Origin of the sequence: Nocardiopsis halophila DSM 44494 (assembly GCF_000341245.1) — a bacterium.
GTDB classification, from domain to species: Bacteria; Actinomycetota; Actinomycetes; order Streptosporangiales; family Streptosporangiaceae; genus Nocardiopsis_A; species Nocardiopsis_A halophila.
Genome location: NZ_ANAD01000210.1, coordinates 1 through 20568, shown reverse-complemented (window position 1 = coordinate 20568; position 20568 = coordinate 1). Strand labels below are relative to the sequence as shown.

12 protein-coding genes are annotated in these 20568 nt (G+C 76.4%); all 12 read left to right on the top strand.

Translation table 11 applies throughout. The features are described 5' to 3' along the window. Nucleotides 1-2791: AMP-binding protein (locus D450_RS31135; RefSeq protein ID WP_017541158.1), on the top strand; the 2791-nt coding region annotated here is incomplete at its 5' end. A gap of 169 nt (nucleotides 2792-2960) precedes the next feature. Next, on the top strand, nucleotides 2961-10085 hold the full coding sequence (locus D450_RS0123915) for a non-ribosomal peptide synthetase (RefSeq protein ID WP_017541157.1): 7125 nt from the start codon (nucleotides 2961-2963) through the stop codon (nucleotides 10083-10085). A 57-nt stretch (nucleotides 10086-10142) separates the two neighbouring features. Continuing rightward, nucleotides 10143-11129, top strand: coding sequence for an ABC transporter substrate-binding protein (locus D450_RS0123910; RefSeq protein ID WP_017541156.1), 987 nt, complete (start codon nucleotides 10143-10145; stop codon nucleotides 11127-11129). A 126-nt stretch (nucleotides 11130-11255) separates the two neighbouring features. After that, complete coding sequence (locus D450_RS0123905) at nucleotides 11256-11882, top strand: GNAT family N-acetyltransferase (RefSeq protein ID WP_017541155.1); 627 nt, start codon at nucleotides 11256-11258, stop codon at nucleotides 11880-11882. Between the two features lie 24 nt (nucleotides 11883-11906). Further along, nucleotides 11907-13196, top strand: coding sequence for an enterobactin transporter EntS (gene entS / locus D450_RS0123900; RefSeq protein WP_017541154.1), 1290 nt, complete (start codon nucleotides 11907-11909; stop codon nucleotides 13194-13196). Between the two features lie 103 nt (nucleotides 13197-13299). Beyond that, a complete protein-coding gene (locus D450_RS0123895) occupies nucleotides 13300-13530 on the top strand; it encodes an MbtH family protein (protein WP_017541153.1) in 231 nt (76 codons plus the stop codon). Then, a complete protein-coding gene (gene entS / locus D450_RS0123890; RefSeq protein WP_017541152.1) occupies nucleotides 13527-14867 on the top strand; it encodes an enterobactin transporter EntS in 1341 nt (446 codons plus the stop codon). The genes D450_RS0123895 and entS (D450_RS0123890) overlap by 4 nt, the downstream gene beginning before the upstream one ends. Beyond that, nucleotides 14864-15676, top strand: a complete 813-nt coding sequence (locus D450_RS0123885; RefSeq protein ID WP_017541151.1) for a siderophore-interacting protein — start codon at nucleotides 14864-14866, stop codon at nucleotides 15674-15676. Before entS (D450_RS0123890) ends, D450_RS0123885 begins: the two co-directional genes overlap by 4 nt. A 240-nt stretch (nucleotides 15677-15916) precedes the next feature. Continuing rightward, nucleotides 15917-16339, top strand: coding sequence for an aspartate 1-decarboxylase (gene panD / locus D450_RS0123880; RefSeq protein WP_017541150.1), 423 nt, complete (start codon nucleotides 15917-15919; stop codon nucleotides 16337-16339). Nucleotides 16340-16825: 486 nt separating this feature from the next. Then, a complete protein-coding gene (locus D450_RS0123875; RefSeq protein WP_241483265.1) occupies nucleotides 16826-17128 on the top strand; it encodes a hypothetical protein in 303 nt (100 codons plus the stop codon). Between the two features lie 83 nt (nucleotides 17129-17211). Further along, entirely contained in the window at nucleotides 17212-18495 is a 1284-nt protein-coding gene (locus tag D450_RS0123870) for an MFS transporter (RefSeq protein ID WP_017541148.1), read from the top strand. A gap of 967 nt (nucleotides 18496-19462) precedes the next feature. Next, on the top strand, nucleotides 19463-19969 hold the full coding sequence (locus D450_RS0123865; RefSeq protein ID WP_017541147.1) for a DUF4352 domain-containing protein: 507 nt from the start codon (nucleotides 19463-19465) through the stop codon (nucleotides 19967-19969). Nucleotides 19970-20568: the final 599 nt, after the last annotated feature.

Genomic DNA, 20568 nt, shown 5'->3' with positions numbered 1-20568 from the left:
GGTGGCGGTCGCGCACGGGGCGATCGTGAACCGGTTGGAGTGGATGCAGGGCGCCTATCGGCTGGATGCGGGCGACCGCGTCCTGCAGAAGACCCCCGCCTCGTTCGACGTGTCGGTGTGGGAGTTCTTCTGGCCGTTCGCCGCGGGCGTGCCGCTGGTGGTCGCCGAGCCCGGCGGCCACCGCGACCCCGCCTACCTGCACCGGCTCATCACCGAGCAGGCGGTGACCACCTGCCACTTCGTGCCGTCCATGCTCACGGCGTTCCTGGAGGACCCGGCCGTCGCCGGGGCGGCGGCCCCGACCCGGCTGCGCAGGGTCTTCGCCTCCGGCGAGGCGCTGGGCGCCGACATCGCCGAGCGGTTCCGGTCGGTGCTGCCCGGCGTCGAACTGCACAACCTCTACGGGCCCACCGAGGCGGCCGTCGACGTCACCGCCTACGACGCGACCGCCGCCCGGCCGGAGGGAGGGCCCGTCCCCATCGGCGAACCCGTCTGGAACACCGGCGTGTACATCCTCGACGGCGCGCTGGCGCCGGTGCCCGACGGTGTCCCGGGTGAGCTGTACCTGGCCGGGGAGCAGCTGGCGCGCGGGTACGTGGGCCGGGCGGAGCTGACCGCCGACCGGTTCACCGCCTGCCCGTTCGGGGCGCCCGGCGAGCGCATGTACCGCACCGGCGACCTGGTGCGGCGCGGCCCCGCGGGCATCGAGTACCTGGGCCGCACCGACTTCCAGGTCAAGATCCGGGGGCTGCGCATCGAACTCGGCGAGATCGAGGCGGCGCTGGGACGCCTGCCGGGCGTCGCCGCCGCGGCCGCCGCCGTGCACGGCGCGGCCCCGGGAGGCGCGGGGGCGCCCCGCATCGCCGGGTACGCCACGGCGCGCCCCGGTGCGGCGCTCGACCCCGAGGAGCTGCGGGCCGCGCTGCGCCCGGCACTGCCCGAGTACATGGTGCCCGCGCAGGTCATGGTCCTGGACGCGCTGCCGCTCAGCCCGAGCGGCAAGCTCGACCGCACGGCGCTGCCCGCACCCGCGCTGCCCGGGGGCGGCGAGGGGCGTGCGCCCGCGGGTCCGGCCGAGGAGGCGCTGTGCGCGCTGTTCGCCGAGGTCCTGGGGGTGGAGTCGGTCGGCGCCGACGACGGATTCTTCACCCTGGGCGGCGACAGCATCCAGGCCATCGCCCTGGTCGGCCGGGCACGTTCGCGCGGGCTCTCGCTCACACCGGCCGACGTGGTCACCGAGCAGACGCCCGCCGGGCTCGCGGCGGTCGCGGGGCCCGCCGCGCCCGAGGACGCCGACGCCGACCCCGGCGCCGAGGACACGGGCGAGGTGCCGTTCACCCCGGTCATGCACTGGATGCTGGAGCAGGGGCGGCCGTTCGCCCGGTTCAGCCAGGCGATGGTGCTGCACGCGCCGCCGTCCGCCGACACCGGGCGGATCGAGCGGACCCTGCAGGCGGTCCTCGACGCCCACCCGATGCTGCGCACCCGGGCGGTGCTCGGCGAGGCGGCCCGCCCCCGCCTGGTGGCGGCCGCCCCCGAGGAGGTGCGGGCCTGCGACCTCCTCCGGCGCCGGGACATCGGCGGCGCCGGGGAGGACGCCCTGGGGGCCGTCGCCGCCGAGGAGGCGCGCGAGGCCCAGGACCTCCTCTCGCCCGAGGACGGGCGCATGGTGCGCGCCGTGTGGCTGGACCGGGGCGCCCGCCCCGGCCGACTGCTCCTGGTCGTCCACCACCTGGCCGTGGACGGGGTCTCCTGGGGCGTCCTGCGCTCCGACCTCGCCACCGCCTGGGCCGGAGCCGGAGAGCGGGTGCCCGCCCTTCCCGCGCCCCCGGCGACCTTCGAGGCCTGGGCGCGCAGGACGGCCGCCCAGGCCGCGTCCCCTGAGCGCCAGGCCGAGCTGACCGAATGGGAGAGGATCACCGCCCCGGCCGACGCGCCCGAGCCCGTCCCCGACCCCGAGCGCGACACCGCCGCCACGGTGCGCCGCACGACGGTCCGGCTGAACGCCTCCGACACCCGGGAGGTGCTGGCCGGGCTGCCGGGCCTGTACAACGTCGGCCCCGACGACGCCCTGCTCACGGCGCTGGCCCTGGCCTTCGCCCGGTGGCGGGCCGACCGTGCGGGGGCGGCGGCCGGGCAGGCGCCCCTGCTGGTCGACATGGAGCGGCACGGGCGCGACCCGCAGGACGCGGGCGGCCTGGACACCTCCGGGACCGTCGGCTGGTTCACCGCCGTGCACCCCGTACGCCTGGAGACGGGCGCCGACCCGGCGCGGTCGCGGGCCGGAGGCGCCGAGGCGGGGGAGGCGCTCAAGGCGGTCAAGGAGCAGCTGCGCGCGGTCCCGGGCAGCGGGGCGGGCTACGGCCTGCTGCGCTACCTGTCGCCGGCGGGGGCGCGGCTGGCCGACGGGGCGCGCCCGCAGGTGCTGTTCAACAACCTCGGCCGCATCGCCGCGGCCCCGGAGTCCCGGCCGTGGGAGGCCGCCCCGGAGACGGGGGCGCTGCCCCCGGGCGCCGATCCCGACGCCCCCGTGCGGTACGCGTTCGAGGTCATCGCCTCCACCCGCGACGGGGACGGCGGCGCCGAGCTGACCGCGACCTTCGCCTGGCCCCGGAGCCTGTTCACCGAGCAGGAGGCCCGGGACCTCGCCGAGGAGTGGACCGCCCAGCTGTCGGGCCTGGCCGCCCACGCCCGCACCCCGGACGCGGGCGGCGCGACCCCCTCCGACATGGCCTTCGCGGGCCTGGACCAGTCCGAGATCGACGAGTTCGAAGCGGAGTGGGACCTGTGATCCGTACCGGACGGGCCGCCCCCCACGTCGTTGATCTCGGGGAAGTCGGCCTTAAGAGCGCCCTGATAAGGCCGACTTCCCCGAGATCAACACGGGTCTCCCCTCTTTGGACTTCCCGGTCCGCCGACGCGGACCCCGTACGACGCACGCTTCAGAAAGGCGGACACGAGTGAGCAGCGCATCCGGGCTGGAGGACATCCTCCCGCTGACCCCCTTGCAGGAGGGGCTGCTGTTCCACAGCGGGCTCGGCGACGGCGCGGCCGACGCCTACAACGTCCAGGTCGCCCTCGACCTGGACGGCCCGCTCGACGCCGAGCGGCTGCACCGGGCCGCCGACGCGCTCCTGGCGCGCCACCCGCACCTGCGCTCGGCCTTCCGCCGCCGCCGCAACGGCCAGCCCGCCGCCCTGGTCGGCACGTCCGTCCCCGCCTCCTGGCGGTACGCCGAGACCACCGAGGACGACCTCCCGGACCTGCTGGAGGCCGAACGCGCGGCCCGCTTCGACCCCGCGCGCCCGCCGCTCCTGCGGTTCGTCCTGGCCCGCACCGGCGCCGACCGGCACGTCCTGGTCCTCACCCACCACCACATCCTCCTCGACGGCTGGTCCCTGCCGCTGCTGGTGCGCGACCTGATGCGGATCTACGCCGACGACGGCGCCGCCGCCCTGCCCAGGCCCGTCCCCTACCGCCACTACCTGGCCTGGCTCGCCTCCCGCGACACCGACGCCGCCCGCAAGGCCTGGGCCGAGGCCCTGGGCGGGGTGCCCGGCCCCACCCGGATCACCGAGGCGGCCCAGGCGGAGCGGCGGGCCGGGGCGGCCGGTGGTGCGGACGGCGGCGCACCGCGCGGGGTGACCGTCGACCTGCCCGCCGGCCTCACCCGGCGCATGGAGGCCCTCGCCCGCGAGCGGGGCGTCACCCCCAGCACCGTCCTCCAGGCCGCCTGGGGCCTGGTGCTGGCCCGGCTGCTCGACCGCGACGACGTCGTCTTCGGCACCGCCGTCTCCGGCCGCCCGCCCGAGCTGCACGGCGCCGAGGCGATGATCGGCCTGTTCATCAACACCGTCCCGGTGCGCGTGGCGCTGCGCCCCCGCGAGAGCGCGGCCGGGCTGCTCACCCGCATGCGCGACGAGCGGGCGCGGCTGCTCGAGCACGACCACCTGGGCCTGGCCGACATCCAGTCCGCGGCCGGGGGCGAGCTGTTCGACACCCTGCTGGTGGTCGAGAACTACCCCCTGGAGGGCGCCGACCCGGCGGCGGACGTGCCCGGCCTCAGCGCCCGCGTGCGCGGGTCCGCCGACGCCACCCACTACCCGCTCTCGGCCGCCGCCGTCCCCGGCGGCGCCCCCGACGGCGGCCTGCGGCTGCGCTTCGGCCACCTGCCGGACCGGGTCCCCGCCGCGCTGGTCGAGCGGATCGGCGCCTGGACGGCGGGGGTGCTCGGCGCCCTCGTCGAGGACCCCGACCGCCCGGTGGCCGGGCTGGCCCTGCCCGGGGCGGCCGAACGGGAGCGCCTGGACGCCTACTCGGCCGGCGGGCCGGTCGGGGTGCCCGCCGCGACCTTCCCCGAGCTGTTCGAGCGCCGGGTCGCCGCCGCCCCCGAGGCCCCCGTGCTGGAGGGCGAGCACACCTCCTTCACCGCCGCCGAGGTGCGGGCCCGCGCCGCCCGGCTGACCCGGGCCCTCATCGCGCGCGGGGCGGGCCCCGAGCGCACGGTCGCGGTCGCCGCCCCGCGCTCGCCCGAGCTCATCGTCGCCCTGGTCGCGGTCATGGGCTCCGGCGCGGCCTACCTGGCCCTGGACCCGGCCCACCCGGACGAGCGGTGGGCCGCCATGCTGGACGACGCCGCCCCGGTGTGCGTGCTGGCCGACGACGGACTGGCCGACCGGGTCGCGGCGCTGACCGGAGCCCCGCTGCTGGTGCCCGGCGGCCGCGACGCCGCCGAGGTGGCCGCCGCCTCCCCCGAGCCGGTCACCGACGCCGACCGGATCGCGCCCGTGGCCCCCGAGAACGCGGCCTACGTCATCTACACCTCCGGCTCCACCGGGACGCCGAAAGGAGTCGTCGTCCCGCACGCCGGCATCGCCAAGCTCGCCGCCACCGCCGACCGGCGGATCGGCGCCGGGCCCGGCGCGGTGATCACCCAGATGGGCTCGCCCGGCTTCGACGTGGCGTTCTGGGAGATGTGCATCGGGCTGCTGGGCGGCGGCCGCCTGGTGGTCGTCCCCGACGAGCGCCGGGTCCCCGGCCCGCCGCTGGCCGACTTCCTGCACGAGCGCGGCGTCACCCACGCCGCGCTGCCCCCGGCGCTGCTCTCGGCGCTGCCGGAGGGCACCGAGCTGCCCGAGGGGATGACCGTGCTGGCGGGGACCGAGGCCGTGCCGCCCGCCCTGGTGCGCCGGTTCGCCGCCCGCGGGCCCATGTTCAACTGCTACGGGCCGACCGAGGGCATCGTCAACGCCACCATCGGGCCGTGCACGGCCGACACCGGGGACGAGCGCGTGCCCATCGGCCGCCCCGACCCGGGGGTGCGGGCCCGGGTGCTCGACGGCGGCCTGCGGCCCGTGCCGCCGGGCGTGCCCGGCGAGCTGTACCTGGCCGAGGAGCCCGGCCCCGGCGGCGCACGGGCGCTGGCGCGCGGCTACCTGAACCGCCCGGGACCGACCGCGGGCCGGTTCATCGCCGACCCGTGGGCCGCCGAGCCCGGCGCCCGCATGTACCGCACCGGCGACCTGGTGCGCTGGACCGGCGACGGGCGCCTGGAGTTCCTCGGCCGCACCGACAACCAGGTCAAGATCCGCGGCTTCCGCGTCGAACCGGAGGAGACCGAGGCCGCCCTGGCCGCGGTCCCCGGGGTCGCGGCGGCTGCGGTGGCCGTGCTCGACGACGGCGAGGGCGCCCCGATGCTGGTGGGCTACGCGGTCCCGGCCGGCCTGGACCCCGCCGCTCTGCGTGCCCGGCTCGGCGAGGTGCTGCCGCCCGCCATGGTCCCGGCCGCGATCGTGCCCATGGACGCCCTGCCCGTGCTGCCCAACGGCAAGGTGGACCGGTCGGCCCTGCCCGCCCCCGACTTCGCCGGCCTGGCCGTCCGCCGCCCCGCGCGCGACCCCGGCGAGCAGCTGCTGTGCGACCTGTTCGCCGACGTCCTGGGGGTGCCCGAGGTCGGCATCGACGACGACTTCTTCGCCCTGGGCGGCCACTCGCTGCTCGCGGGCCGCCTGGTGGCGCGCATCCGCGCGGCCCTGGGCCGGGAGGTGCCCCTGCGCGCCGTCTTCGACGCCCCGACCGTGGCCGGGCTGGCCCGGGCCCTGGGCGGCGAGCGGGCCCGGCCCGCGCTGCGCCGCACCGAGCTGCCCGAGCGGCCGCCGCTGTCCTACGCCCAGCAGCGCATGTGGTTCCTGCACCGGCTGGACGGCCCCTCGGCCACCTACAACATCCCCTTCTGCGCCCGCCTCACCGGTGGGCTCGACACCGACGCGCTGCAGAGCGCGCTCGGCGACCTGACCGACCGGCACGAGACGCTGCGCACCGTCTTCCCCGAGGACGACGGGGTGCCCTACCAGCGCACCCTCGCCCCGGAGCAGGGACGGCCCGCGCTGCCGGTCACCGAGGTCGCCGAGGACGGCCTCGACGCGGCCCTGGAGGCCGAGGCCGCCGGCGGGTTCCGCCTGGAGGAGGAGCCGCCGCTGCGCGCCCGCCTCTTCCGCACCGGCCCCCACGAGCACGTGCTGCTGCTGGTGGTCCACCACATCGCCGCGGACGGCTGGTCGGCCCGCCCCCTCCTGCGCGACCTGGGGCGGGCCTACACCGCCCGCCGTTCGGGAGGGGCGCCCGCGTGGACGCCCCTGCCCGTCCGGTACGCCGACCACGGGGTGCACCAGCGCGCGGTCCTGGGCTCCGAGGACGATCCGGACAGCGAGTCGGCCCGCCAGGCCGCCTACTGGCGGGAGCGGCTGCGCGGCCTGCCCGAGGAGCTGCCGCTGCCCACCGACCGGCCCCGTCCCGCCGTCGCGCGCGGCGCGGGCGGCTCGGTGGGGTCCGTGCTCGGCGCCGACCTGGAGGCGCGCCTGCGCACCCTCGCCCGTTCGGCCGACGTCAGCGCGTTCATGGTCCTGCAGGCCGCGGTCGCCGCCCTGCTCACCCGCCTGGGCGCGGGTACCGACGTCCCCCTGGGCACGCCGGTGGCCGGGCGCGACGACGCCGCCCTGGACGAGATGGTCGGCTTCTTCGTCAACACGCTGGTCCTGCGCACCGACACCTCCGGCGACCCCGGGTTCCGGGAGCTGCTCACCCGGGTGCGCGAGACCGACCTGGAGGCGTTCGAGCACGACTCCATCCCCTTCGAGCGCCTGGTGGAGCTGCTCAACCCGGCCCGGTCGATGAGCCGGCACCCGCTGTTCCAGGTGATGGTGGCCTACCAGAGCGGCGGCCCCACCCCGCCGGAGATGGAGGGGCTGGGGGTGCGGCGCCACCCGGTGCGGGCCGACGCCGCCAAGTTCGACCTGGCCTTCGAATTCGCCGACCGGGGCGCCGAGGGCGGCGGCCTGGAGTGCACGCTGGTCTACGCGACCGACCTGTTCGACGAGGGCACCGCGCGCAACATGCTCCTGCGCCTGGAGCGGCTGTTGGAGGCGGTGGCCACGGCGCCGGACACGCCGCTGAGCGCGGTCGGCCTCATGGACGCCCAGGAGGAGCGGTCGGCGGCCGCGGCCGCCTCCGGGCCGGCCGTCCCCGCCGAGGCGGTGACGCTGCCCGAGCTGTTCGAGCGCCAGGCGGCGCAGGGGCCCGGGGAGCCGGCCGTGTCCTGCGCCGGGCAGGAGTGGACCTTCGGCGGGCTCAACGAGCGGGCCAACCGGTTGGCGCACGAGCTGATCGCCCGCGGGGCGGGGCCGGAGCGCATCGTGGCGCTGCTGCTGCCGCGCTCGGCCGACACCGTCGCGGCGATCCTGGCGGTCCTGAAGTCCGGTGCGGCCTACCTGCCGATCGACCCGGCCTACCCGGACGGGCGGATCGCCGGAATGCTGGAGGACGCCGGGCCCGCGCTGCTCATCACCGCCCCGGAGCTGGAGGAGCGCGCATCGGACCTGCTGGGGAACGCCTCCGCGCTGCTCGTCCTGGGCCCCGACACCGCCTCCGGCCGGCCGGGCACCGACCCGGTCGACGCCGACCGGACGGCGCCGCTCACCCCCGGGTGCGCGGCCTACGTCATCTACACCTCCGGCTCCACCGGGCGCCCCAAGGGCGTGCAGGTCGAGCACCGCAGCATCGCCAACCTGTTCGCCAGCCATCGGGAGAGGCTGTACCTGCCGACCCGGCGCCGCGCCGGGCGGGACCGGCTGCGCGTGGGGCACTCCTGGTCCTTCGCCTTCGACGCCTCCTGGCAACCGCAGCTGTGGCTGCTCGACGGGCACGCCCTGCACATCGCCACCGAAGAGGAGATGCACGACCCCGAACTGCTGGTGCGGCGCCTGCGCGCCGAGCGGGTCGACTTCGTCGAGGTGGCCCCCTCGCACGCGGTCCAGCTGCTGGCGGCCGGGCTCGACCGGCCGGCGGAGGACGGCGGCCGCGCGCACCCGCTGACCATGGGCGTCGGCGGGGAGGCCGTGCCGCGCACCCTGTGGGGGCGGCTGCGCGACCTGCCCGGGACCGAGGTGCACAACCTCTACGGCCCCACCGAGGCCACCGTGGACGCGCTGTCGGCGCGCCTGGCCGACGGCGAGCGGCCGGTCATCGGCCACCCGACCGCCAACACCCGCGCCTACGTGCTGGACGCGCGGCTGCGCCCGGTCCCGCCGGGCGTGGTCGGCGAGCTGTACCTGGCCGGGGCCGGTGTGGCCCGCGGCTACCTGGGCCGCCCGGGCACCAGCGCCGAGCGGTTCACCGCGGACCCGTTCGGGCCCCCGGGGGCGCGCATGTACCGCACCGGCGACCTGGTGCGGCGCCTGGCGGAGGGGGCGGTGGACTACATCGGGCGCTCCGACGGGCAGGTGAAGGTGCGGGGCTTCCGCATCGAGCTGGGCGAGATCGCCGCCGCCCTGGAGGCGCACGGCCGGGTGGCGGCGGCCGCCGTCGACACCTGGGAGCCGGTCACGGGCGACCGGCGCATCGCCGCCTACGTGGTGCCCGCCCCCGGCGGGGACGGCGCCCCGGGCGCGGCCGAGCTGCGGGCCCACCTGGCCGAGCGGCTGCCCGACTACATGCTCCCGGCCGCCTACGTTGCGCTGGAGGCGCTGCCGCTGACCGCGCACGGCAAGCTCGACCGGGACGCCCTGCCGGTGCCGGACGCCGCCGCGGCCCCGGCGCCGGGGCGGCCCCCGGCCGACGGCGCCGAGGCGGTGATGTGCGCGCTGTTCGCCGAGGTCCTGGGCGCCGAGGGGATCGGGGCCGACGACGACTTCTTCGCCGCCGGCGGCCACTCGATGCTGCTGGTGCGGCTGCGGTCGCGCATCGCCGCCGAGACCGGGCGCGCCCCGGCCGTCTCCGACCTGTTCGCCCACCCCACCCCGGCCGCGCTGGCCGAGTTCCTGCGGGGGCGGGACGGCGCCCCGGACGGGGTGGTCACCCTGCGCGCGGGCGCGGGGGACGCGGGGGAGGAGCCGCTGTTCTGCGTGCACCCCTCGGGCGGGATGGCGCTGCCGTTCGTCGGGCTGCGGGACCACCTGCCGCCGGAGCGGCCGCTGTACGGGATCGAGTCGCCGGACCTGGCCGCGGCCGCGGACGGGCGCCGGCCCGGCTCGGTGGAGGAGCTGGCCCGCGCCTATGCGGACCGGATCCGCCGGGTGCGCCCCTCGGGGCCCTACCACCTGGCGGGCTGGTCGTTCGGCGGGGCGGTGGCCCACGCGGTGGCCGGGCTGCTGGAGGCCGAGGGGGAGCGCGTGGGCCTGGTGGCCCTGCTGGACGCCCCGCTTCCGGGCGCCGCGGGCGCCGCGGGGGCCCCGGCCGGTGGCGACGGCGACGGTCCGCTCGCCGCCAACCACCGCCTGGCCGCGCGGCTGCTCCAGGAGGAGCCCGTCCCCGGGGCCCCGCGCTACACCGGCCCGGTCCTGCTGCTCACCGCCGAGGACACACCGGCGGGGGCGGTCGAGGCGTGGCGGGCCTTCTCCGCCGGGCCGGTGGAGACCGCCGGGGTGCCCGCCCCCCACCTGCGGATGCTGGAGGGGGCCGGGCTGGAGGCGGTCGGGCGCGCCCTGGCCGCCGCGCTCGCCGGGCGGGCGGCCGCCGCCCCGCCCGAAGGTCACGATCCCGAATCGTCCCGGACCACCGCATTGCAGACCGGGGACGGCGCAGTAAGGTAAGGCTGGCCTATAAGAGGATAGGCGATCCTCACATCTTCGGAACGGAGCAGGAACACCATGGAGGGACGCGCCTCGACCGCCCATCCCCCGGCCCTGGCGCGGCGCCTGGGCGCCGGCGCCGCCGCGGCGGTCCTCGCCCTGACCCTGGCCGCGTGCGGCAGCGGGACGGGCGCGCAGGAGGAGACGGACACCGCCACCCGCACCTTCGCCAGCGACCACACCGAGGGCGGGGTGGAGATCCCCGAGTCGCCCGAGCGCATCGTCGCCATCGGGTGGGCGGTGCCCGCGCTCATCTCGGTGGAGGAGGCCGAGCTGGTCGGGGTCTCGCGCGGGACCCAGGACACCAGCCTGACCCCACAGGAGCTGACGCAGGTCGAAGAGCTGCCCGAGGTCGGCACCGACCTGGAGATCGACGTGGAGAAGGTCGCCGAGCTGGAGCCGGACCTCATCGTCTCCGGCCTGGCCTCGGCGATGGAGTTCGACTACTCCGAGCTGGAGCAGGTGGCCCCGGTCGCCGTGGCGGCCATGGACGCGCCCGTGCAGTGGAAGGAGACCAGCGAGCGCATCGCCGACGCGGCGGGGGTGGCCGACGCCCACGACGAGCTCGTCGAGGAGTACGACGCGCGCGCCGAGGAGCTGTCCCAGACCTACGCCGAGGAGCTGGAGGACACGACCTTCGCCTCGGTGGCCGCATGGGGCGACGGCAACTGGACACTGGAGCACCGCGACGCCCACGGGGCCAACGTGCTCGCCGACGCCGGCCTCCGGTTCACCGAGGCGGCCGAGGACGGGGCGTTCAGCGAGAGCCTCTCCGTCGAGGAGCTGGACCGGCTCGACGAGTACGACGCCGTCATCGTGCGGGCGCAGGAGAACGGCGACGTCGATCCCGAAGTCCAGAAGATCATGGACCAGGGGCCCTGGGACGAGACCGGGCCGGCTCAGGCCGACCGTGTCTACCCGGTCCCGTTCGTGGGCGCGATGAGCTACACCACCGGGCTGCTGGTCTTCGACGAGCTGGAGGAGCGCGTCCTCAAGGACCTGTGACCGGGGCCGGCCGCGTTCCGGCGGGCCCCGAGACCCATCGCCCGCCTCGGCGCCCTGCACAGGGCGCCGAGGCGGGCGTACGCGCGCGGCCGACCGGCCGCGACCGACAACGGAGGTGACCCAACGGTGCCCGACAGCACCCGAGCGCCCTGGCGCTCCCCGCGGGAGATCCCCGCGGGCCCCGACGTCCTGGCCGCCGGACCGCCCCCGGTCCCCGCATCGGCGCCGCCCTTCGCGATGCGCGTCGCCCGCCCCGGCGGCGCGGACCTGGAGACGCTGCACACCTGGATGAACCGGCCCCACGTGGAGCGGTTCTTCGAGCGCGCCTGGACCAGGGAGCGCTGGGCCGAGGAGATCGCCGGGCAGGTGTCCGGGACGTTCTCCCGCCCGGTCCTGGTCTCCGAGGACGGCAGGGACGCGGCCTACATCGAGCTGTACCGGGCGGCGCGCGACGTCGTGGGGGAGGCCTACCGCTCCGAGCCGCACGACGTGGGCCTGCACATCGCCATCGGCGAGGAGCAGGACACCGGCCGCAGGCTGGGCGCACGGATCTTCGCCGCGGTGACGCAGGCCGTGTTCGCCGCCGACCCGCGGTGCCGGACCGTGCTGATCGAACCCGACGCCGCCAACGCCCCGGCGCGCAGGGCCGCCGAGCGGGCGGGCCTGCGCTTCGGGGGAGAGGTCGCCCTCCCGCACAAGAAGGCGGCCCTGTTCTTCGCGGACCGCCCCGAAGGGGACCATGGCCGGGAGTGACCGCGGCCGGAACGGGGTGCGGGCGTGACCGCCTCCTCGCTCTCCTCCTTCGCCATGGACCTGAGCCCCCTGCGCACACCGGGGGGATTCCGCATCCTGTTCGCGGTCCGGCTGGTGTCGCTGCTCGGCGGAGGCTACCGGATGGTGGCCCTGCCCCTGCAGGTCTACGCGCTGACCGGGTCCTCGGTGCTCGTCGCCAGCGTCAGCGTGGTCAACGGCCTGTCGAGCTTCACCGGAACGCTGGTCGGCGGCCCCCTCGCCGACCGGGTCGACCGCCGCCGCCTGGTCCTGGCCGGGGCCGTCGCCGAGGCGGTCGTGGTCTCCCTGTTCGCCGCGAACACCGTCCTGCCCGGCGGCGCCCGCCTTGAAATGGTCTACCTCGGCGCGGCGGTCAGCGGGTGCGTGGGCACGACCGGGCTGATCGCCCAGCAGTCCATGGTCCCCGCGCTCGTCGGCCCGGCCCGCCTGCCCGCGGCGGGCGCCCTGTTCGCACTGACCGCGCAGATCGGTGCGGTGGCCACGCCCGCGCTGGGCGGGCTGGTGGTGGCGGCCTTCGGCGTGGGCGCCGGGTTCGCCGGAACGGCGGTGGTCGCCCTGTTCGCCATCGCCGCCTCGCTCTTCCTCCCGCGGGCGCGCCCCGAGGAGGGCGGGGACGCCGGGGGCGGGATCGGCCGGGCCCTGGGCGGCGCGGTGTTCGCCGTGCGCGACCCGGTGGTGCGGCCGCTCATGGTGCTCGGCTTCTCCCAGGCGCTGCTGGCCATGCCGCTGGTCCTGATCCCCGAGTTCACGGACACGGTGCTGGGCGCGGGGCCCGAGGAGGCGGGGCTGCTGTACGCGGCGCCGGCCGCCGGGGCCGTCGCGGCCTCGCTCACCAGCGGTTGGACCGGCCGCGTGCGGCGCCCGGGGGCGGTGGTCTGCGCGGCGGTGGGGCTGTGCGGAGCGGCGGTGGCCTGCCTGGGGCTGAGCCGGTCGGTCCCGCTGGCGCTGGCCGCGCTGCTGCTCCTGGGGTGCGGGCAGGCCCTGGAGGAGATCCTGCGCTATGCGCTCGTCCAGTCGCGCACCCCGGACGAGCTGCGGGGACGGGTCAGCGGCGTGTGGCTGGCCCAGGCCACCGTCGGCGGCTCGCTGGGGGTGTCCCTGATGGGCGCCCTGGCGGCGCTGCTGGGCCCGGCCGCCGCCCTGCTGGCAGCGGGGTCGGCCTGCACCGCCGTCGTCGCGTCCACGGCGGCCGCCGAACGGGGCCTGCGCCGCCCGAGGGACGCGGACGCCCCCGCGCACGGCGCCGGCGGGGACGGCGGCGCAGGCCACACATAAAACCATAAGGCAAGGCTTGCCTAATCGTGCGATGTGCGGGAAGGTGGCCCCTGGGCGGCCGCGCCCCGTGCACTGTGGACACCGAACCATCGAGGACCGGACCATGACCAACCCCTTCGACGACCCCGAGGGCACCTTCCTGGTGCTCGTCAACGACGAGGAGCAGTACTCCCTCTGGCCGGAGTTCGCCGAGGTCCCCGCAGGCTGGACCACCGTCTACGGGCCCGCCGACCGTACCTCCGCCCTGGAGCACATCGAGGCCAACTGGACCGACCTGCGGCCCCGGAGCCTGCGTGAGGCGATGGAAGGCGCCGGGGCCACCGGCGCGGCGTGAGCGCGCGCGGCCCCCGGCTGCGCCGGGCCCTGGGCCGCGCGGCCATCGACCTCACCCCCCTCAAGGCCAGCCGCCCCTTCCGCACCGTCTTCGCCGCGCGCACCCTGTCCGTCTTCGGGCTGGGGTTCGCGCTGGTCGCGCTCCCCCTCCAGGTCTACGGCCTCACCGGCTCGTCGACCATGGTGGCCCTGGTCAACGCCGTCAACGGCGTCTCGGTGCTGGGCGGAACGCTGGTGGCCGGTGTGCTGGCCGACCGCCGCCCCCGGCGCGGGCTCATCGTCACCGGCCGCCTCGCCGCCACCGCCGCCTTCACCGGGCTCGCGCTGAGCGCCCTGTGGCTGGACGGAGCCGCCGCCATGGCCGCGATCGTCGTGTGCGCGGCCTTCAACGGCTTCCTGGGCACCTTCAGCCAGGTGGCGCTGCAGGCGGCGGTCCCCGGGCTGCTGCCGCGCGACCGGCTGCCGGCCGCCGGGGCGCTGCTCGCCCTCACCGGCAAGCTCGGCAGCGTGGTCGCGCCCGCCGCCGGGGGCGCGCTGATCGCGCTGCTGGACTACCCGCTCGTCTACACCGTCACCGCCGCCGCCTCCGCGGTGACCACCCTGATGGTGGCCCGCCTGCCCGCCATGGCGCCCGAGCACGCCCCCGGGGCGGCCGACGGCGCCTCCGCACGGCCCTCGCCCCTGGCGGCCATCGCCGAGGGCGCGGGCTTCGCGGTCCGGGACCGGGTGGTCGGCCCGATCCTGCTGCTCGGCTTCGTGCAGCTCCTCTTCGCCACCCCCTACGTGCTCATCCCCGAGCTGACCGACCGGGTCCTGGGCGGCGGTGAGCAGACCGCGGGCCTGCTCTACTCGGCCTCCGCCGCCGGCGCCGTGGCCGCCTCGCTGACCAGCGGGTGGACCGCGCGCCTGCGCCGCGCCGGGGCGGTGCTCCTGGCGGCGGTGGCCCTGTGCGGCGCCGCCGCGGCCGGGCTGGGCGCCTCCACCGCGCTCACCGCCGCCGTCGCGGCCCTGGTCGCCCTGGGCTTCGCCGAGATCATCGAGGAGATCCTGCGCTTCGCCCTGCTGCAGTCGCACACCCCCGACGCGCTGCGCGGGCGGGTCAACAGCGTCTGGACGGCCCAGAACACCGTCGGCGGGTCGCTGGGCGGCGTGGTGCTCGGCGCGCTCGCCGCCGTCGTGGGCCCCGGGGCCGCCGTGCTCGCCGGGGGCGCCGCCACGGTGGCGCTCACCGCCGCCATCGCCGGCGCCTTCCCCGGCCTGCGCCGGGCCCGGCCGGGCGGCGCGGCCGTCCCCCCTCCCCGCACCCCATCCGAACCCGAGAAGGAGAAGACCACATGACCGCGGCACTGACGGAGCCCAGGCTGGAGTGGTACCCCCTGCAGCCGCGCACCCTGCGGGTCAGCGGGGTCGACCGGGTCACCCCGCGCATGATCCGCGTGGTGCTCACCGGCGAGGAGCTGGAGGGGTTCCGCACCGACAACTTCGACGACCACGTCAAGGTGTTCCTTCCCGGGGAGGGCGAGCGCAGCCCCCGCCTGCCCGCCATGGACGAGCAGGGGCGCTGGAACATGCGCGCCCCCGGCCTGACCTACCGCGACTACACGGTGCGCAGCTTCGACCCCTCCGCCGCCGAGCTGGTGCTGGACTTCGTCGCCCACGACCACGGCCCCGCCGGGCGCTGGGCCATGAGCGCCCGCCCCGGTGACGAGCTGGGGGTGCTCGGGCCGCGCGGCACCCTGCACATCGACCGCGGGTACGACTACCACCTGCTGGGCGCCGACGAGACCGCGCTGCCGGCGGTGGCCCGGCGCATCGAGGACCTGCCGCGCGACGCGCGCGTCCTCGCGCTCCTGGAGGTGGCCGACGCCAGGGAGGAGCAGTACATCGACGCCCCCGAGGGCGCGTCGATCACCTGGCTGCACCGGGACGGCGCCGCGCCGGGCACCACCGACCTGCTCGACCGGGCGCTGGCCGGGCTCACCCTGCCCGAGGGCACCGGGTTCGCCTGGTTCGGCGGCGAGGCGGACTCGCTCAAGCCGGTGCGGCGCCGGCTGAAGGAGATGGGGTTCGTGCGCAACTCCACCTCGGTCGTGGACGGCTACTGGCGCCGCGGCGCAGCCAACCACGACCACCACGCCGACGACTGAGCCGGCCACCGGGCGGGGCTGCGGGGCGGGGGAGTCCGTCCACCTCCGTTCCGCGCCCGTCCTGGTGGCGAGGGGCCCTAGGAGGCGCCGTCTGCGCCGTCTCCGTCCGCGCGGCCGCCCGGGAACACCTGGGCGGCCCCCCCGCGTTCTCCGTGGTCGGGCGGGCACGCCATCATGGGATCCGCACGGGACCTCTCCGAGGCCTGTAGACGGCGAGAACGCGAAACGAGGACCGAGATCGTGCAGCGCACCCTCATCAACGGCAAGATCCACCGGGCCACGGTCACCCAGGCCGACCTGCACTACGTGGGATCGATCACCATCGACGCCGACCTCATGGAGGCGGCCGACCTCGTCGACGGCGAGCAGGTGCACGTGGTCGACATCGACAACGGTGAGCGGCTGGTCACCTACGCCATCACCGGCGAGCGCGGCACCGGCGTGATCGGGATCAACGGCGCGGCGGCGCACCTGGTCAAGCCGGGGCACCTGGTGATCATCATGGGCTACGCCCAGGTGGACGAGGCCGAGCGCGGTCGGCACACGCCCAGCATCGTGCACGTGGACCGGGAGAACCGCATCATCGAGCTGGGCGGGGACCCGGCCGAGCCGGTGCCCGGCTCCGAGCAGATCTCCGGTCGGCAGGCCGTCGGCGTGCGCTGACGGACCCCGGAGACGAAGACGCACGACGGCCCGCGGCGGGACGCCCGGGCCGTTCTCCGTGCGCTCTTCGCGCGCTTCCATCGGGGCCCCGACCGGCGAGAGCGGGAACGCGTCAAGGCCGCGAAACGCGACGTCGAGCCAGGGGAGACGTCGTTTCGCGAGGGGCGCATGCCCGCACACGCCTGCCCCGGGTGGCCTGACGCGCACCGGAGGCTTGAGGGGGCGGGTGGACGGCCTCGGACACCGTGTTCGCGCAGGTCGCCACAGGTTGGCCGCCCAGCGCCCAGATTGGTGGATACGGCCGTGATGTCCTCCGCGGTCGAATGGGCGGGCGCCGGCACGGCATCCGTCCGTGCCGGGATACGGCAACGGCGCGGATCCCCCTCTCAGGGCGTGGTTCCGAAAACGCCGATGAACACCGGTGGCCGTGTGTCCATAGGAAAGGGCTGTCCACTATCGGCCCTTTCGCCCGTCATGCGTGCGGGTATGGCGTCCTCTGCGATGGAGGACGAGGACGAGGACCGCAAGCGCGTGGCCACCCACATCGAGTGGCAGAAGCAGGGCGCTTGGGTGGTGCTCTGGGGCGCCTACACCCGCCGGTACTGGGCCTTCGCGCGCTGGCCCCTCCCGCCCGGCGGGGTGGCGGTGTGCGCGGTCGACCCCGAGGCCCTCTACGGCGAGATGCGCAGGGCCGAGCGCGAGCACGACTTCCTCAGGTGGCGGTACGGCGGCCGGAGCGCCCCGGCGGCGGGAGGGCCGCCTCCGAGCGCCCGATCGTCGCCCCCATAGCATTGTGCCGGTCATCCGATGATGAGCGCGCAAGCCCGTGGCGGCGGGCGCGCCACAGGAGAGAGAGCGGCGGTGGGGGCGCGATGACGACGGCCGGGGAGGCGCCGGGCGGCGGCCGGGCACGGGCCGGAGACGGGCACGACCGTGCCCGGGTGCAGCGACGGGCCGTCTCGGTCCTCGTGGCGGTCCAGGTCGTCGGCGGTCTCGGCGTCGGCGCCGCACTCTCGGTGGGCGGGCTCATCGCCGAGGCGCTCACCGGCTCGCAGAGCTGGGCGGGCATGGCGACCACCACCATCACCCTCGGGGCGGCGGTGTTCGCGCTCCCGCTGGCCGGGCTGGCGGCGCGCCGGGGGCGCCGCCCGGGGCTGGGCGCCGGGTGGGTCGTCGCGGCGTGCGGCGGCGCGGTGGCCATCGGCGGTGCCCAGGCCGGGTGGTTCCCGGTCTTCCTGGCGGGCATGGCCCTCTACGGCGCCGGCACCGCCACGAACCTGCAGGCCCGCCACGCCGCCGCCGACCTCGCCGACGACGCCACGCGCGGGCGCGACCTGTCCCTGGTGGTGTGGGCGACGACGGTGGGGGCGGTCGTGGGCCCCAACCTCACCGGTCCCGGGGCGGCCGTGGCCCGCCCGCTCGGGCTCGACCCGCTCCTGGGGCCGCTGCTCTTCTCCACCCTGGCCTTCGCCGCGGCCGGGGCGCTGACTCTGCTGCTCCTGCGCCCGGACCCGCTGCTGGTCGCGCGCGAGNCCGGCGGGGGCCGGGCGGCGAGCGCGGGCAAGGAGCCGCCGCTGGAGTCGCTGCGCCTGGTCGTGCGCACGCCCATGGCGCTGCTGGCCCTGGTCGGGACCGTCGCCTCGCACACCGTGATGGTGGCGGTGATGACCATGACGCCGGTGCACATGTCCCACGGCGGCGCGGCGCTCACGGTGATCGGGCTGACCATCAGCCTGCACATCGCCGGAATGTACGCGCTGTCGCCGGTGGTGGGGTGGCTGTCGGACCGGGTCGGGCGGATCCCCACGCTGGTCGCGGGGCAGGGGATCCTCCTCGTCGCGGTCGTGATCGCAGGCGCCTCCGACCACCGTGAAGGGGCGGTCATGGCCGGTCTGGTGCTGCTGGGGCTGGGGTGGTCGTTCGGGCTGGTGTCGTCGTCGGCGATGCTGGCCGAGGCGCTTCCGCCGGAGCGTCGGCCGGGCGCCCAGGGGGTGACGGACCTGGCGATGAACCTGGGCGGGGCCGGGGCGGGCGCGCTGTCGGGGGTGCTGCTGTCGGCGTTCGGGTTCGGCGGGCTGAACGCCTTCGCGGCGGTGTTCGTCGTTCCGGTGTTCGCGCTGGTGCTGTGGGCCCGGCGCTCCCAGCGGGCGTCGTGAGGGGCGGCCGCGGCCTCTTTGCCCAATACGCACGGTGACGGGAGTTTCTCCAATCCGTGACTCCGGGTAGCACATTTCGCGTGCGAGGCGTTGGCGGTCCGGAAGCGGCGCGACCGGGTCCGCCCTGCGAGCGGGGGCGAGGCGATGACGGAGAGGGAGCCGGGCGAGGGCGGACACCCGCCCGAGGACGGGAACGAGGCGAACGGGCGGCCGTCGTCCGAGGACGCCCCTTGGCCGCCGGGGGAGGCGCCCCGGGAACCGTCCGACGGGTCCACGCCGGATCCCGGCGGCGCGGGCTCTCCGGAGTGGGAGGAGTCGGTCGACCGTCTCGGGGCCGGTCCCTCCGGATACGGTGCCGAGCCGGGTGCTTCCGCGGCCCTGGAAGGAGAACGGTCGGGAGCGGCGCTCCCACCGGACAGCAGCGGCCCGGGTGGCGCGACGGGACCTGATGGACGTGCTGCGCCTGGCGGTCCGCAGCCGGGCGACCGGTCGACGGGTCCATGGTTCGCCCCTGCGGACGGCGGAGACTCGCGGCCTCAGGCCGGCCCCGGCGGCGCAGGCCAGGGTGCGGCAGGCGTCCCTGCGCCCCCGGGGTACGGTCCTCCGTCTGCGGCAGGCCCAGCCCCCGGACCTGCGGGCCCCGTCGGCGGTGGCGGCCCCTCCGGAGGTCAGATGCCGCCCGGTGCGACGGGGGCCGGGCCGCCGCCCGGATCACCGCCGCCTGAGCGGGGCGGCCCGGCTTGGGGACCGCCTCCGGGCGGACCTGGTCCGGGGATGGCCNGCCGCCGGGAGGCTGGNGCCGCCGGGAGGCTGGGGAGGACCACCTCCCGGGGGTCCGCCACCCGGTGGACCCCCGCCTGGGCCGCCGCCCGGCGGGCCTCCTCCCGGAGGCGGCTACGCGGGCTATCCGCCGCCGTCGCAGGAGAAGAAGACCTCGTGGGGCAAGATCATCGGTATCGGCTGTGCCGTGCTGGCGGTGCTGGCCATCCTCCTCGCCGTGGGCTGCACCGTGCTGGTGAACACCCTCGTCGAGAGGCGGGACGGCGTATCGGATGTCGGCGCGGACGGTGGCCCGGTGGGTGTCGGAGAACCGGCCGTCTCAGGCGGGTTCGAGTTCACGGTGACCCAGGTGCAGGACGATGTGGAGTCCTTCGGCGACGCGCCCTTCACCTCCGAGCCGAGCGGCCGGTACCTGGTGGTGTCGGTTCAGGCCCGAAACGTGGGAGAGGAGCCCGAGTACTTCGCCTCGACCGACGCCCGGGTGATCGGCGTCGACGGCAAGGAGTACTCGGCCGATGAGTCGGCCAGCGTGCTCGCCGAAGAGGGAGGAACTCTCTTCGAGGAGGTCAACCCGGGTTCGGTCGCAGAGGGCAGGATCCCCTTCGACCTCCCGCGAAGCGCAGACCCCGAAAGGATCGAACTCAGCGGCTGGACGTCCTACGACGACCCGGCGGTCATCCTGCTCAGCGATTAGGCAGGATGCGGGGGACCCGGGAGAGCGAGGCGGTAGATTGCCGAGACACGCCGGAGGTTCCAACAGCCGGTCCCGGGGCGAGCGAACTTTTTCAAAACAAGAGGTTGCTTGGTGGGTCGTCCCAGGTCAAAGAATGCTCCCCGCGCGCGTGGATGGCCCCCGTGCGGCGGGCCGCACGGCCTGGTACATCCTCCCCGCACATGCAGGGGGCGTCCGCTGGAGCGGTGTTGCTCTCCACGAGCATGACCGCCATTCGTCGGCGGCCTGCGGCCGCCCGGCTGGAGTGCGGTGTCCGGGGCGGCCGGGGCGTTGGGCGCCGCCCTCCAGCGGGGGTGGCCATCGATAGTGGTGAAAACGCCGCTTCAGGTCGCCGACAGTGGTGATTCCGCCACTATCGATTTACGCGGGAGGCTCCGAGCGCCCCTATGGAAGGTGGAGGAGACATCCCCTCAAGGGCGCGACCCGTGCGGGGTGGATCCGTCGGTCTGGGCGCTGGTCTTCGAGTGATCGAATGCTCCCCGCGCGCGGCAACGGTCCCGCCCGCTCATCTCTCGGCTGCGGCATGCGATGGTGTCCGTTCGGGTGGTGTAACTTCACAA

Bases quoted from the DNA above. Each gene is read 5' to 3' on its own strand.
- D450_RS0123910 (WP_017541156.1), top strand. From the start codon at position 10,143: ATGGAGGGACGCGCCTCGACCGCCCATCCCCCGGCCCTGGCGCGGCGC.
- D450_RS0123895 (WP_017541153.1), top strand. From the start codon at position 13,300: ATGACCAACCCCTTCGACGACCCCGAGGGCACCTTCCTGGTGCTCGTC.
- D450_RS0123885 (WP_017541151.1), top strand. From the start codon at position 14,864: ATGACCGCGGCACTGACGGAGCCCAGGCTGGAGTGGTACCCCCTGCAG.
- D450_RS0123875 (WP_241483265.1), top strand. From the start codon at position 16,826: ATGGCGTCCTCTGCGATGGAGGACGAGGACGAGGACCGCAAGCGCGTG.